The following is a 12344-nucleotide window of genomic DNA, read 5'->3' on the forward strand; positions in this document are numbered from 1 at the left end:
TCTGAAATTAGCAAATTCTTTTCCGGATTCTGCTCAACGATTGTGGCGTAATTCCTAAATATGACGAAATATATTTTTGTGGAATTTTGTTCAAAATTTCGGGTGACTTTTTCAAAAGATTGATATAGCGTTCTTCCGGTGTATAAAAAAACAGTTCGTCAAGCCTTTGTTTTGCATCCAGAAAAGCTAGATCCGATATGCGTTTTGCCAGCCCAAGCCAGAAAATATCTTTCTGAATTAAAATCTCAACATCTTTTTTATCAAAATATAAAACTTCAGTTTTTAGAAGAGCCTGTATAATTGCCATTGATTTTTTTCCGGTAATATAGCTTGCGTAATCACCAATTACATCATTATTCACCTGTAAAAGATAGCTGATATCCTCGCCTTTCTCGTTGATGTAATAAATCCGGACGGCGCCATTCAAAATGAGTCCTAAACGATCAAATACTCCATTTTTAGGTACTATCATTTTGTTTTTATCATAAGTTACGATATAGCAAATATCCAAAAATTCCTTCGCACGCTCCATAGAAATCTGAAGTGTCTCTGCTAATTTCTCCTGTATTGCTGATGTCATCGCTCCTATGTCGGTTTTAATTGATACTACAAAAATAACTTTTCCTGCTTTATTAGAACGAAATAGAGTATAAAACTGAAGAAGGCGCCTTTTCGGACGCCTTCTTTTTATATGAATGATAATTCTTTTCAGTGATTATCGTATTTTCTATCCATTACAAAATCTTCCATGAATTTTGTAGTATAGTTTCCTGAAAGATAATCTTCATTATCCATCAGCTGTCTGTGGAAAGGAATAGTTGTTTTTACTCCTTCAATATAGAATTCTTCAAGAGCACGTCTCATTTTTGCAATAGCTTCTTCACGGGTCTGAGCCGTAGTGATAAGCTTGGCAATCATAGAGTCATAGTTAGAAGGAATTGTATATCCGGAATAAACGTGAGTGTCAACTCTGATTCCGTGTCCTCCAGGGATATTTAATCCTGTGATTTTTCCCGGAGACGGTCTGAAGTCTGCGTAAGGGTCTTCTGCGTTGATTCTACATTCGATTGAATGTAATTTAGGATAATAGTTAATTCCTGAAATAGGAGTTCCTGCAGCAAGAAGAATTTGTTCTCTGATCAGGTCATAATCAATTACCTGCTCAGTGATAGGGTGCTCTACCTGGATTCTTGTATTCATTTCCATGAAATAGAAATTTCTGTGTTTGTCTACAAGGAATTCGATAGTTCCTACACCTTCATATCCAATGAATTCAGCAGCTTTTACGGCAGCTTCTCCCATTTTCTCACGAAGTTCGTCTGTCATGAAAGGAGAAGGTGTTTCTTCAGTTAATTTCTGATTTCTTCTCTGTACAGAACAGTCTCTTTCAGAAAGGTGGCACGCTTTACCGAATTGGTCACCCGCAACCTGAATTTCGATGTGTCTAGGCTCTTCAATCAGTTTTTCCATATACATACCTCCGTTTCCAAAGGCAGCTACAGCTTCCTGAATAGCAGATTCCCAGTGATCTTTAAGGTCTTCAGCTTTCCAAACAGCTCTCATTCCTTTACCTCCACCACCAGCAGTAGCTTTGATCATGACAGGGTAACCTGTTTCTTCAGCTACTTTTACAGCGTGTTCGTAAGATTCGATCAATCCGTCAGAACCTGGTACACATGGTACACCTGCTGCTTTCATGGTAGCCTTAGCATTTGCTTTGTCTCCCATTTTTTCAATCTGTTCAGGAGAAGCACCAATAAATTTGATACCGTTCTTCTGGCAGATTCTTGAGAAGTTAGCATTTTCAGATAAGAATCCGTAACCTGGGTGAATCGCATCAGCATTGGTAATTTCCGCAGCAGCAATAATGTTAGGGATTTTAAGATATGAGTCTTTACTCATTGCAGGGCCAATACATACTGCTTCATCAGCAAATCTTACGTGAAGACTGTCTTTATCAGCAGTAGAGTATACCGCAACGGTTTTGATCCCCATTTCTTTACAAGTACGTAAAATACGCATTGCAATTTCGCCTCGATTGGCTATTAATATTTTTTTGAACATCTTCTTCAATTTGAAAATTAGATAATTTGAAAATTAGATAATGTTATTTTAATGTAGAATTTAATCTAACATCTAATGTCTAACATCTAACTTCTAAATTAAGATGGATCTACTAAGAATAAAGGTTGGTCATACTCTACAGGAGTAGCGTCATCCACTAAAATTTTAACAATTTTTCCGCTGATTTCAGATTCAATCTGGTTGAATAGTTTCATTGCTTCAATAACACAAACTACTTTACCAACAGAAACTTCGTCACCTACATTTACGAATACATCTTTATCAGGAGATGGTTTTCTATAGAAAGTACCAATCATTGGAGATTTGATTGTTACATATTTGCTGTCATCAGATGCAGCTTCAGCTTTTTCAGCAACAGGAGCGGCCGGAGTTGCAACAGGTGCCGGAGCAGCTACCGCTTGTGGAGCAGTGTGGTATACTGCAGGTTGTGCATAAACAGCATCGCTTCCAGCTAATGGAGTTTTAATAGTGATTTCGAAATCTTTAGTTTTGTACTTCACTTCTGATACTTCAGCCTTAGATACAAACTTGATAAGATTTTGTATGTCTTTAATGTCCATAAATTTGATATTTGATTTGATGCCAAAGATACCAAAAAAACGTAAAAAACAACAAAAAACCGCCAAATTTTATCAAAATTGGGCGGTTTTTGTATTAAAATGAGGCTTTTTCAGCGAAAAGCGACTCTTAGTTTTCTTCAGTAGCAGCTACTTCTTTTTCCAATACTACTTTACCTCTGTAGTATAATTTTCCTTCATGCCAGTGAGCTCTGTGGTATAGGTGAAGCTCTCCTGTTGTTGCATCTTTAGCTAATTGAGGAACTACAGCTTTGTAGTGAGTTCTTCTCTTATCTCTTCTTGTAGACGACTGTCTTCTCTTTGGATGTGCCATTTTCTAATAACTTTTTTAATTGATGAGCGATGAGATTCATCATCTCATCATATTTAAATTATTCTATTTAATTATTGTCTTTTAATTTTCTTAAAGCATCCCATCTTGGGTCACTTTCATGTTCTTCTTCTTCAGTTACCTCAATATCTTTAGGACTGAACTGGTCAAGAATTTTAAGATCTTCATCACTTACATTCGGTGAAATCTTTTTCATCGGAATAGAAAGCATTACATTTTCGTAAATCAAATGTGCTACATTGAAAGCATGCTCTGCAGTAGGAATAGTAATAACATCTTCATTGCTGTCATCATATTCTTCCCCGAAATTCACCAGAATTTTGATTTCATTCTCAATAGGATAGTCGAAATTTTCATTTGTGATATCACAAACCAACTCAACCCATCCATTAATTTTAATCTCAAATTCTAAAAAAGTAGTGTGTTTATCAAGTGATACATTCACTTCTATTCTAGGATTTGTAAATTCCTGCTCAGTGTCAAATAATTGAAAGAACGTTTTATCTATCTCAAACTTGAACTCGTGTTTTCCGTTTTTAAGTCCGGAAAAGCTTACGTCATAGTTTCTTAACTTGTCCATAAAATGAGTGTGCAAAAATATGCATTTTTTTTATAATAACAAATAAAATCTGAAACAAATTAATTTAAAATTTGTTTTAAAGATTTATGCTTCAGTTTCCTCCGGTAGATCTTCATCTATTCCATTGTCTACAGCCATTTTTCTAGGCTGAAGGCGGTCATTCATCAGTTCGCTGTATTCACTTCTGTTCTTGAAAACCTTGATCGCTGTGAAGATTGCTTCTGTAAAACTCTGCTCATCGGCCACATTTTTTCCTGCAATATCGTAAGCAACTCCGTGATCGGGAGATGTTCTGATAAAAGGAAGTCCCGCAGTATAATTTACTCCTTCCTCATAGGCTAATGTTTTGAAAGGAGCCAGTCCCTGGTCATGATACATCGCCAAAACAGCATCGAAATTTTTGTATTTACTCGGCTGGAAAAAGCTGTCTGCCGGGAAAGGCCCGAATGCCAGTATTCCATTGTCAGAAAGTTCTTTAATAGCCGGGCTGATGATTTCAATTTCTTCGTTTCCGATTACACCTCCGTCTCCTGCGTGAGGATTTAATCCTAATACGGCAATTTTTGGTTTTTGAATACAGAAATCTTCGATAAGCGTTTGATTTAATACTCTGATCTGTTTCTTTATTTTTTCCTTGGAAATATTTTCAGCTACCTGTGCAATAGGAATATGATGCGTGGAAACAGCTACTTTAAGATCTTCAGTAACAAGGAACATTAATCCTTTTTTGTTGAATTTCTCTTCAAAATACCCTGTATGTCCCGCATGTTTGAATCCCATTTTTACCATTTCATCTTTGTTGATCGGAGCAGTTACCAATACGTCAATATCTCCATTCGTCAAAGCTTCAGTAGCTGCTTCTAAAGAATCAATCGCCATTTTCGTAGATTCTTCAGTAGGAACTCCCAATTCTACATTCACGTTTTCTTTGGTAAGGTTAACCATATTAAGTTTCCCAGCCTGTGCCTGTGAAGGTTCGTTAACGTAGTTGAAATTAAGATTCAGCTTAAAAATATTTTTCTGATAAGTGAATAATTTTCCCGAACCAAAAATTACAGGAGTGAAAAAATCTGTAATAGTTTTGTCTTTCAGAGACTTCATAATGATCTCCGGGCCGATGCCATTGAAATCACCGATTGAAATTCCTACTCGTACTTTATGGTTTTTTGGGCTCATTTTGATTATCTTTGAAGATTATAATTTACAAATTTAGCAAAAAATAATATGTTCACAGGAATTATTGAAGCAGTTGGTGTTATTGAGAAGATTGAAGAAAAAGGAAGCAATATAGATTTTACCCTGACTTGCCCTTTTACAAATGAACTGAAAATAGATCAGAGCCTTGCTCACAATGGCTGTTGTCTTACAGTTGTTGAAATAAAAGACAATCATTATGTGGTGACGGCAATCAATGAAACATTGGAAAAAACCAACCTTGGAAAATGGGAATTGGGAACCGTTGTCAACCTTGAACGCTGCATGAAGATGGATGGAAGACTCGATGGTCATATTGTTCAGGGACATGTTGATAAAACCGGTGAAGTGGTGAGTATCGAAAATAAAGACGGAAGCTATTTTATTACTATGAAGTACGAAAATGACGGAAGTTTTGTAACGGTACCTCAGGGATCAATTACCGTAAACGGAATCAGTCTTACTGTTGCTAAAAGCGAAGATGCTCAGTTTTCCGTAGCCATTATTCCTTACACCTGGGAATTCACAAATATGAAACATTTGAAAATTGGTGACAAAGTAAACCTGGAATTTGATATCATTGGTAAGTATATTGCTAGGTTAATTAAAAAGTAGAATGTCAATAAATAAGTATAAAGGATATAGCTTAAGAAACCGGGTGTTTTTCGGTTTCTTGCTGGTATGTTTTTTAAGTGTCGTTGCTACATCACTTGTTCCTTACTTTGTATTGAGAAATCATTCTTTACAGCAGAGTAATATCGATATGCAGGATAAAACCAATGCTGTCATGCGATATCTGGACTATGCGGTAAGCCAGAAACTTATTGAAACAAAAGATCTTCCGGAAGTTTTAGGGAATAAAATCTTTGAAATAGCGGATATCAACCAGCATGACATTTTTATTTATGATCTGAAAGGAAACTATTTGCTTTCCAACAAAGATGAAGGATTGGTGGAGCAGAAAACAATTCCTATAGAAATCATCAATAAGATTCTGTCTACCGATGCAAGGGTAGATATGGTGAATTATGATGCAGCTAAGGATGCAAAATTGACTTCTTCCTACCTTTTGCTGAAAAATAATGAGCTTGAACCTATCGGAATTGTTTATATCCCTTTATATCATAATGAATCTGCTTATCTGGAGGTTCTGCACCAGTACGTAAAGTATATTCTTTTAGTCGATATATTTCTTATCCTTTTTAGTATATGGATTAGCTGGGTTACGTCTAATAGTCTTGCCAAAACCATTACGAAATTCTCTGATATGATTACCCGTATTACTTTGTTTGAAAATGAAATGCGCCCTATCAGATATTATAAGAATGATGAGCTTAATGCTTTGGCAAGAGCTTATAACAGAATGATTCTACAGATTCAGGACCAGAAAGAAAGACTTAGATTCAAAGCATCCGAAGAAGCGTGGAGAGAAATGGCCAAGCAGGTAGCTCATGAGGTGAAAAATCCGTTGACGCCAATGAAGTTGACCATTCAGAATTTTGAAAGAAAATTTGATCCTGAAGACCCGAATATCAGAGAAAGGGTAAAGCAAATGAGTAAAACTATTGTTGATCAGATTGACCTGATTGCTACAGTAGCCTCAGCATTCTCAGAATTTGCCAAACTTCCTGAAAAAAATAATGAAGTGATCAATCTGAATACGGAAGTTGAAGATATTCTACGTGTATTCAATGATGACAGTATTTTCATGCATGCCAATAAGACGAATATAATGATCAATATGGACAGGATTTATCTTTCCAGAATCATTACAAACCTTGTTACCAATGCAAAACAGGCAGAGAGTGATCAGAGAAAACTCATTATCAATGTAGATGTGGAGCAGCATCAAAGAAGGGTGATTATCTCTGTTCAGGATAACGGAGTCGGGATTCCTGAAAATATGTACGAAAGAATTTTTGAACCGAATTTTACATCTAAAAGCAGTGGGATGGGGCTTGGCTTATCCATGGTGAGAAAAATGATAGAGGATTATAAAGGTGAGATCTCCGTGAAATCAGAAGTAGGGAAGGGGTCTACATTCATTATTACACTGCCTACCAATTTATAGTGAAGCTTTTTACATTTAAACAATTCCAAATTCAGCAGTCTAAAGACGTCTTCCGTGTAGGAACAGACGGTGTTCTGCTTGGTGCTTTGGCAAATGTTGAAAATGCTTCCAGTGTTTTGGAAGTAGGAACAGGCACAGGACTAATTTCTCTTATGCTGGCACAAAGAAATCTACAGGCGGAATTTTTAGGGCTGGATATTAATGATGATGCTGCCAAGCTTACCCAGCTCAATTTTGAAAATTCTCCTTTTCATGCCAGGTTGAAAAACAGTCATCAGGACTTTAAAACTTTTGAAACGGAAGATCGTTTTGATCTTATTGTATCCAATCCTCCGTATTTTGAAGAATCAGGATCTGAAAAAGATAAGATTGCACGTCAGAACGTAGAATTGAACTTCATGCAGTTGATCAGTAAGGCGGCAGAATTATTGTCAGAAAAAGGGATGTTTTCTGTAATCATACCTGTGGAAGCAGGGGAAGTTTTTATTTCAATCGGTAAGGAAAATAAACTGCATCTGAACAGAAAAGTGAATATTAGAGGAATTGAAAATGCAAAGGCAAAAAGATTGATTCTGGAGTTTTCATCACAAGTAAAAGAAGTTAACGAGTCTGATTTTATTATAGAAAAAAGTCCGAGACAATACTCGGACCAATATCTTGAACTCACCAAAGAGTTTCATGTTTTTAAATAGAGAAGTTAGTTATTTCTGACCTTCTTATTTTTTATTCTTATTCGAATAATTCTGAAGTATCCAATACAGAAACTTTTCCGTCTTCACATCTGATGGCTTCACCAGGGAAGTTCTGAATCATGTGGTAATCATGTGTTGCCATTACTACAGCAGCTCCATTTTCAAGGGCAACCTGCTTTAATAGCGTCATAATTTCGTTGGAAGTCTCAGGGTCAAGGTTTCCTGTTGGCTCATCGGCTAAAATAAGATCCGGATGGTTAAGAAGAGCTCTCGCAATGGCAATACGCTGCTGTTCTCCTCCGGAAAGTTCGTGAGGCATTTTGTGCTTCTTGCTTTTCATGTTCACACTTCCTAAAACCTCATTGATACGGTCTTCCATTTTTACTTTGTCATTCCATCCTGTCGCTTCAAGAACGAACTTAAGGTTTTTCTCAACTGTCCTGTCTGAAAGTAACTGGAAATCCTGGAATACGATACCTAGTTTTCTTCTTAAGTTAGGGATGTCAGAGGGCTTTAGTTTTGCCAGATCAAATCCTACAACAGCTCCGTGTCCTGATGCTAATGGAATATGTCCGTAAAGCGTTTTCAGTAGGGAACTTTTTCCGGAACCTGTTTTTCCGATAAGGTAGCAGAATCTACCTTTCTTTATATTAAGATTTACATCAGAAAGTACAGTAAAGTTTTTTTGCGCAATCTTTGCATTTTGTAAACTTATAATATTGTCTCCGGCGATATTTGTATGTGGCATAATTTAATTTTAAAGGCTGTTTTCTAACAAAAAAATTTCAATCTTTAAAAATAGAAAAAAGAAGTCTATTTGACTCTAATTTTAGTAAATTTTAACAACAAAAAATGCCTGAAAAGGAACTTCTCAAGCATGTTTTGTATATGATAATTAGAAATTATCTCTTAGCGCGTGCAGCACTTACAGTTAATCTCTTTCTGCCTTTAGCTCTTCTCGCAGCCAAAACTCTTCTTCCATTTGGCGTAGACATTCTTTCTCTGAAACCGTGTTTGTTTCTTCTCTTTCTTTCTGATGGCTGGAATGTTCTTTTACTCATTACTATATGTTTAAATCGTAATTAATCTATTAATTTTCAGGTTGCAAAGATATATAAATTTTTATAAGTTACAAACTTTAATTATCTTTTTTTAAAATTAAATGTAATGTTTTTTGGTCGGGTATTAACAAACCCTCATCACAAAACCATTTTTCCAGTACAAAAATAATATTTAAATGATTTATATAAAAGCTCTATCTTTGAAAACTTTAATTTTAACGAAAAATAAACACCGGATGTTTACACCAGCAGAACTTTTAGATATTAATACATTACTTACCCAGGATAGCAGAATAGTGATCCTTACCCATTATAACCCGGATGGAGATGCTATTGGTTCAAGCTTGGGATTAAAACATTATCTGAAAGCAAAAGGAATTCATGCAGAGGTTATCGTACCTAATGATTTTCCGAAATTTCTGAAATGGATGCCGGAATCTAAAAAAGTTATTATTGCAGAATATAAAAGAAAACTGGCTGCTGATATGATTGCGGGAGCAGATGTTATTTTCTGTCTGGATTTTAATTCCTCGTCAAGAATCGGATTATTGGGAGACTGGCTGGTAAAAGCTCCGGGGAAGAAAATTCTTATTGATCATCACCAACAGCCGGAACAATTTGATTTTGTGTATTCTGATACAGTCATTCCTGCCACTTCACAGATGATTTATCATTTCATTGAAGCAATGAATGATGAAAAGCTGGTGAACCAGGATATGGCGGAATGCCTTTATACCGGAATCATGACGGATACAGGAGGTTTCCGTTTTCGTTCTACCAGTGCTACTACCCACAGAATTATTGCTAATCTTATTGAACACGGTGCAGATCCTGCTATGATCACGTCCAATACATGGGATACCAATACGGTTTCCCGTCTGCATTTGCTTGCTTTAGTTCTTGGAAGAATAGAAGTAGTGAATGACGGAACAGTGGCTGTGTTAAGCCTTACCAGAAATGAACTGAAAGAATTTGGTTTTCAGAAAGGAGATACGGAAGGTTTTGTGAATTATGGTTTGAGTATTGCCGGAGTGAAAATGTCAGCATTCTTTATGGAAGATCTGTACGAAGACTTCGTTAAAATTTCTTTCAGAAGTAAAGATGATGTGGATGTGAACCAATTCTCAAGAAAATATTTCAATGGTGGCGGGCATATTAATGCAGCCGGAGGGAAATCTTTAGATTCTTTAGCGGGAACGATCGTAAACTTCAAAGAAAAAGTAAAAGAGGAAGGTTTATAGAGGCAAAAACCTGTAAATTTTTCTGATTAACTTCTAGATACTTTTACGAAACCCCTTTTCTTCAAGCTCCTGGCAGGTATAATCATACACTTGCTGAAACATTTCATCCATATATCTTTTGTTGAAAAGACTGTATTTCGTCATTTTGGGCGGATCAAGAAAAATATTGCAGTATTTTGCTTTAGAATAGACCGACTTTGCGATCGCTAAGTGAAGGATTCTGTCGAATTCTTTCATCAGGCTCATCTTGCTTAACTCATCATAGCTGATGGAATTGACATGAGAGGCAATCAGAAAATTACATTTATCCATGATAGGCTCAATGGGAAGGTTATCCAGAACACCGCCGTCTACATAAATTTTCTCACCAATTCTTACCGGTGGAAGAATAAAAGGAACGCTTGAGGAAGCCAGTAATGGTCCAAAAAGCTCTCCTTCAGAAAAGAAGTCTACGATGCCATGCGTCATTTCCGTGGCAGCTACATACACCGGAATTTTTAAAATACCGAAATTGTCTTCAGGGAAATAATCTTTGAACAGTTTTAAAATAAAATTGGAACTGAAGATTCCGTTTTTGGATAATTTTAAAGATGACCTGGAAAAAAAAGAAGTTTGCTTGACAATTTCCATCATCTCTTCCGGCGTTTTTCCAAAAGAATAAAAAGCACCAATGATGGATCCTGCGCTGGTTCCTGAAATAATGTGTGGTTTCAGATTGTATTCTTCCAAAGCTTTCAGTACGGCGATATGAGCAATCCCACGCATTCCTCCGCCTGAAAGTGTAAGTCCGATAACCGGTGGTGCCGGTGGTTTCTTTTTTTTGAATGAAAATAAAGCCATTACCCAAATTATCCTCTACTAATATACAGGATTTTTTGTTATGCACAGCTTAATTTGTCAGGTAACCTGTTTTATAAAATCAGTTTTTTAGGAAGATTGTGAAGAAGTTCTGTATTGATGATTTCTGCACAGATTCCTGGCTTTTCCCAATGACCGTTGTGTCCGCAGTCCAGGATATAAGATTTGATATTCGTTCTGTCCGGAAGATGTTTGATCATCATATCCGTTTTTACCGCATTATCATGTTTACCCGCCAGTACTAAGATTTTAGCTTCCAGGTTTTCCAGCACATGCTTTTTGTCGGTTCTTTCTACCATACCCTTTACGCAGGAAAGAGCACCTAAATTATTGGTGGAAAGGGCTGTTTCAAGTGCAGTTTCTATTTTACCTTCCAGAATGTCTCTTTCATTCGGATTGAATAAATTAGGTACCCCGGCTCTTGCATAATGGGCAAAAGCATCCTTGATGATTCTGTAGCTTTTGATTCGCTGCTGTTTTTTCTCTTCATCATCCGGAAAATACGTAGAGAAAAATAATGTAAGACTTTTTAAAGAATCAGGATACTTTTCTGCAAAAGCGAGAGATGTATATCCTCCCATAGAATGTCCCAGAAGATGTATTTTTTCTAAATGCTGATCATCCAATACTTTTTTTACTTCTTCAGCCATCAGTTCCATGGTGTGAACTTCAGCCAGAATTTCAGACTGTCCATGACCGGGAAGGTCAATTTTGAGCAGTGAAAAATCTTTGGAAAGGTGATGTTCCATATCACTCCAGATGGATAGATTTTCCATAAATCCGTGAAGAAGTACCAACGTTTCTTTTCCGTTTCCTTTTCTTTCAAAGTTCAGCATGATTCCAAAATTTAGAAGGTTAAAAATAATACAGCAGCTTACATACTGTGGATCTGTTTCTCCTTTCAAATTTAGTCAAAAAAAGAGCATTTAAAAAATGCCCTTGTCTTTTATTGAGTTAATTCCTTATAAACCTTTGTTTCCCAAGGTTTGATGTCTGTTACGCCATATCGTTCCTTTTTAGAAATAGCAAGGTTGTCCAGCATGTCTACAAAATTTTTGTAGTTGGCTTCATCTGTTGGTTTTACAATCACTGTGAATTTGTTGGGTGCAGGAGCATTTTTATACGCTTCAGCAATGATCTTTGAAATTTTTATTCCACTGAAATCTGTTTCTTTTAGGTTTCCTGTATTCAAATCTTTCTGATTGCTCTGATGATAAAATACCCGGTTGTCTTTTCCAAGGATAAAGGTAATCTGGTTTTGATCTCCAATTACCGGTTTATCAATAGAACTGGGATTTGGATCTTTTGCAGGGAGTCCCAGGTCCATTACATTAGGTTTTGTAAAATTAGTGGTGAACATAAAGAAAGTGATAAGTAAGAATCCCAGATCGACCATAGGCGTCATGTCCACTCGGATCATTTTTTTCTTTTGCTTTCCGCCTTGTTTTTCTTGTGCAATTACTTCTGCCATGATTAAAGTTTTTAAATGTTAGACTATATTTTTTTTTGAAGAATTCATACAAAACATATGCCTTGATTGTTAAAAACTTTATAGATTCATGAATCTATTGATTATTGTCGTATAAATTTTACCTATTTCTGTTTTTTAATACTTTTCTTGAAGGAAAAGGGTAATTATGATATTTTTAAGGG

At 36.1% G+C, this 12344-nt stretch carries 15 protein-coding genes; 4 read left to right on the forward strand and 11 right to left on the reverse strand.

What is annotated here, in order from left to right:
• Positions 1-7: 7 nt before the first annotated feature.
• The 6 genes from DEU39_RS16645 to pdxA form a co-directional block, all read right to left on the reverse strand.
• Positions 8-580 (reverse strand): Crp/Fnr family transcriptional regulator, encoded by a 573-nt coding sequence (locus DEU39_RS16645; protein ID WP_228432415.1) that lies wholly within the window; start codon positions 578-580, stop codon positions 8-10.
• Positions 581-708: 128 nt separating this feature from the next.
• Positions 709-2064: an acetyl-CoA carboxylase biotin carboxylase subunit gene (gene accC / locus DEU39_RS16650; RefSeq protein ID WP_062675730.1), complete on the reverse strand. Its 1356-nt coding sequence runs from the start codon at positions 2062-2064 to the stop codon at positions 709-711.
• Between the two features lie 98 nt (positions 2065-2162).
• Positions 2163-2645, reverse strand: a complete 483-nt coding sequence (gene accB / locus DEU39_RS16655; protein ID WP_034692974.1) for an acetyl-CoA carboxylase biotin carboxyl carrier protein — start codon at positions 2643-2645, stop codon at positions 2163-2165.
• 127 nt (positions 2646-2772) lie between these two features.
• On the reverse strand, positions 2773-2976 hold the full coding sequence (rpmF, locus tag DEU39_RS16660) for a 50S ribosomal protein L32 (RefSeq protein WP_002976251.1): 204 nt from the start codon (positions 2974-2976) through the stop codon (positions 2773-2775).
• 67 nt (positions 2977-3043) lie between these two features.
• On the reverse strand, positions 3044-3574 hold the full coding sequence (locus DEU39_RS16665) for a YceD family protein (RefSeq protein WP_062675731.1): 531 nt from the start codon (positions 3572-3574) through the stop codon (positions 3044-3046).
• Between the two features lie 84 nt (positions 3575-3658).
• Positions 3659-4750, reverse strand: coding sequence for a 4-hydroxythreonine-4-phosphate dehydrogenase PdxA (gene pdxA, locus DEU39_RS16670; RefSeq protein ID WP_120232703.1), 1092 nt, complete (start codon positions 4748-4750; stop codon positions 3659-3661).
• Between the two features lie 48 nt (positions 4751-4798).
• Here pdxA and DEU39_RS16675 point away from each other — a divergent pair, with 48 nt between their 5' ends.
• Genes DEU39_RS16675 through DEU39_RS16685 form a run of 3 tightly spaced genes read left to right on the forward strand, consistent with a single transcriptional unit; the run spans position 4799 to position 7531 of the window.
• Positions 4799-5383 carry a riboflavin synthase gene (locus DEU39_RS16675; RefSeq protein ID WP_120232704.1) on the forward strand — a complete coding sequence of 195 codons (585 nt, stop codon included), beginning with the start codon at positions 4799-4801 and terminating at the stop codon, positions 5381-5383.
• 1 nt (position 5384) lies between these two features.
• Positions 5385-6839 carry a sensor histidine kinase gene (locus tag DEU39_RS16680; protein WP_062675734.1) on the forward strand — a complete coding sequence of 485 codons (1455 nt, stop codon included), beginning with the start codon at positions 5385-5387 and terminating at the stop codon, positions 6837-6839.
• Positions 6839-7531, forward strand: coding sequence for a tRNA1(Val) (adenine(37)-N6)-methyltransferase (locus DEU39_RS16685; RefSeq protein WP_120232705.1), 693 nt, complete (start codon positions 6839-6841; stop codon positions 7529-7531). The genes DEU39_RS16680 and DEU39_RS16685 overlap by 1 nt, the downstream gene beginning before the upstream one ends.
• Before the next feature lie 37 nt (positions 7532-7568).
• Here DEU39_RS16685 and DEU39_RS16690 read toward each other — a convergent pair whose 3' ends face one another.
• Both DEU39_RS16690 and rpmH read right to left on the reverse strand, forming a co-directional pair.
• Positions 7569-8279, reverse strand: a complete 711-nt coding sequence (locus DEU39_RS16690; protein ID WP_062675736.1) for a cell division ATP-binding protein FtsE — start codon at positions 8277-8279, stop codon at positions 7569-7571.
• A 154-nt stretch (positions 8280-8433) separates the two neighbouring features.
• Complete coding sequence (rpmH, locus tag DEU39_RS16695) at positions 8434-8592, reverse strand: 50S ribosomal protein L34 (protein WP_002976260.1); 159 nt, start codon at positions 8590-8592, stop codon at positions 8434-8436.
• 236 nt (positions 8593-8828) lie between these two features.
• On the opposite strand from rpmH, the gene DEU39_RS16700 reads away from it, so the two are divergent.
• Entirely contained in the window at positions 8829-9833 is a 1005-nt protein-coding gene (locus tag DEU39_RS16700; protein ID WP_120232706.1) for a DHH family phosphoesterase, read from the forward strand.
• A 33-nt stretch (positions 9834-9866) separates the two neighbouring features.
• On the opposite strand, the gene DEU39_RS16705 is transcribed toward DEU39_RS16700, so the two are convergent.
• The 3 genes from DEU39_RS16705 to DEU39_RS16715 all read right to left on the reverse strand — a co-directional run bounded on the left by DEU39_RS16705 (position 9867) and on the right by DEU39_RS16715 (position 12162).
• Positions 9867-10673 carry a patatin-like phospholipase family protein gene (locus DEU39_RS16705; protein ID WP_120232707.1) on the reverse strand — a complete coding sequence of 269 codons (807 nt, stop codon included), beginning with the start codon at positions 10671-10673 and terminating at the stop codon, positions 9867-9869.
• Positions 10674-10744: 71 nt separating this feature from the next.
• Positions 10745-11527, reverse strand: coding sequence for an alpha/beta fold hydrolase (locus tag DEU39_RS16710; RefSeq protein WP_120232924.1), 783 nt, complete (start codon positions 11525-11527; stop codon positions 10745-10747).
• A 110-nt stretch (positions 11528-11637) separates the two neighbouring features.
• Entirely contained in the window at positions 11638-12162 is a 525-nt protein-coding gene (locus DEU39_RS16715; protein ID WP_120232708.1) for a biopolymer transporter ExbD, read from the reverse strand.
• Positions 12163-12344 lie beyond the last annotated feature (182 nt).

The sequence above is a fragment of the Chryseobacterium sp. AG363 genome (assembly GCF_003610675.1).
Classification (GTDB): domain Bacteria; phylum Bacteroidota; class Bacteroidia; order Flavobacteriales; family Weeksellaceae; genus Chryseobacterium; species Chryseobacterium cucumeris.

Coding starts and splice junctions, on each gene's coding strand:
- DEU39_RS16645 (WP_228432415.1), bottom strand. CDS start 580: ATGACATCAGCAATACAGGAGAAATTAGCAGAGACACTTCAGATTTCT.
- accC (WP_062675730.1), bottom strand. CDS start 2,064: ATGTTCAAAAAAATATTAATAGCCAATCGAGGCGAAATTGCAATGCGT.
- accB (WP_034692974.1), bottom strand. CDS start 2,645: ATGGACATTAAAGACATACAAAATCTTATCAAGTTTGTATCTAAGGCT.
- rpmF (WP_002976251.1), bottom strand. CDS start 2,976: ATGGCACATCCAAAGAGAAGACAGTCGTCTACAAGAAGAGATAAGAGA.
- DEU39_RS16665 (WP_062675731.1), bottom strand. CDS start 3,574: ATGGACAAGTTAAGAAACTATGACGTAAGCTTTTCCGGACTTAAAAAC.
- pdxA (WP_120232703.1), bottom strand. CDS start 4,750: ATGAGCCCAAAAAACCATAAAGTACGAGTAGGAATTTCAATCGGTGAT.
- DEU39_RS16675 (WP_120232704.1), top strand. CDS start 4,799: ATGTTCACAGGAATTATTGAAGCAGTTGGTGTTATTGAGAAGATTGAA.
- DEU39_RS16680 (WP_062675734.1), top strand. CDS start 5,385: ATGTCAATAAATAAGTATAAAGGATATAGCTTAAGAAACCGGGTGTTT.
- DEU39_RS16690 (WP_062675736.1), bottom strand. CDS start 8,279: ATGCCACATACAAATATCGCCGGAGACAATATTATAAGTTTACAAAAT.
- rpmH (WP_002976260.1), bottom strand. CDS start 8,592: ATGAGTAAAAGAACATTCCAGCCATCAGAAAGAAAGAGAAGAAACAAA.
- DEU39_RS16700 (WP_120232706.1), top strand. CDS start 8,829: ATGTTTACACCAGCAGAACTTTTAGATATTAATACATTACTTACCCAG.
- DEU39_RS16705 (WP_120232707.1), bottom strand. CDS start 10,673: ATGGCTTTATTTTCATTCAAAAAAAAGAAACCACCGGCACCACCGGTT.
- DEU39_RS16710 (WP_120232924.1), bottom strand. CDS start 11,527: ATGCTGAACTTTGAAAGAAAAGGAAACGGAAAAGAAACGTTGGTACTT.
- DEU39_RS16715 (WP_120232708.1), bottom strand. CDS start 12,162: ATGGCAGAAGTAATTGCACAAGAAAAACAAGGCGGAAAGCAAAAGAAA.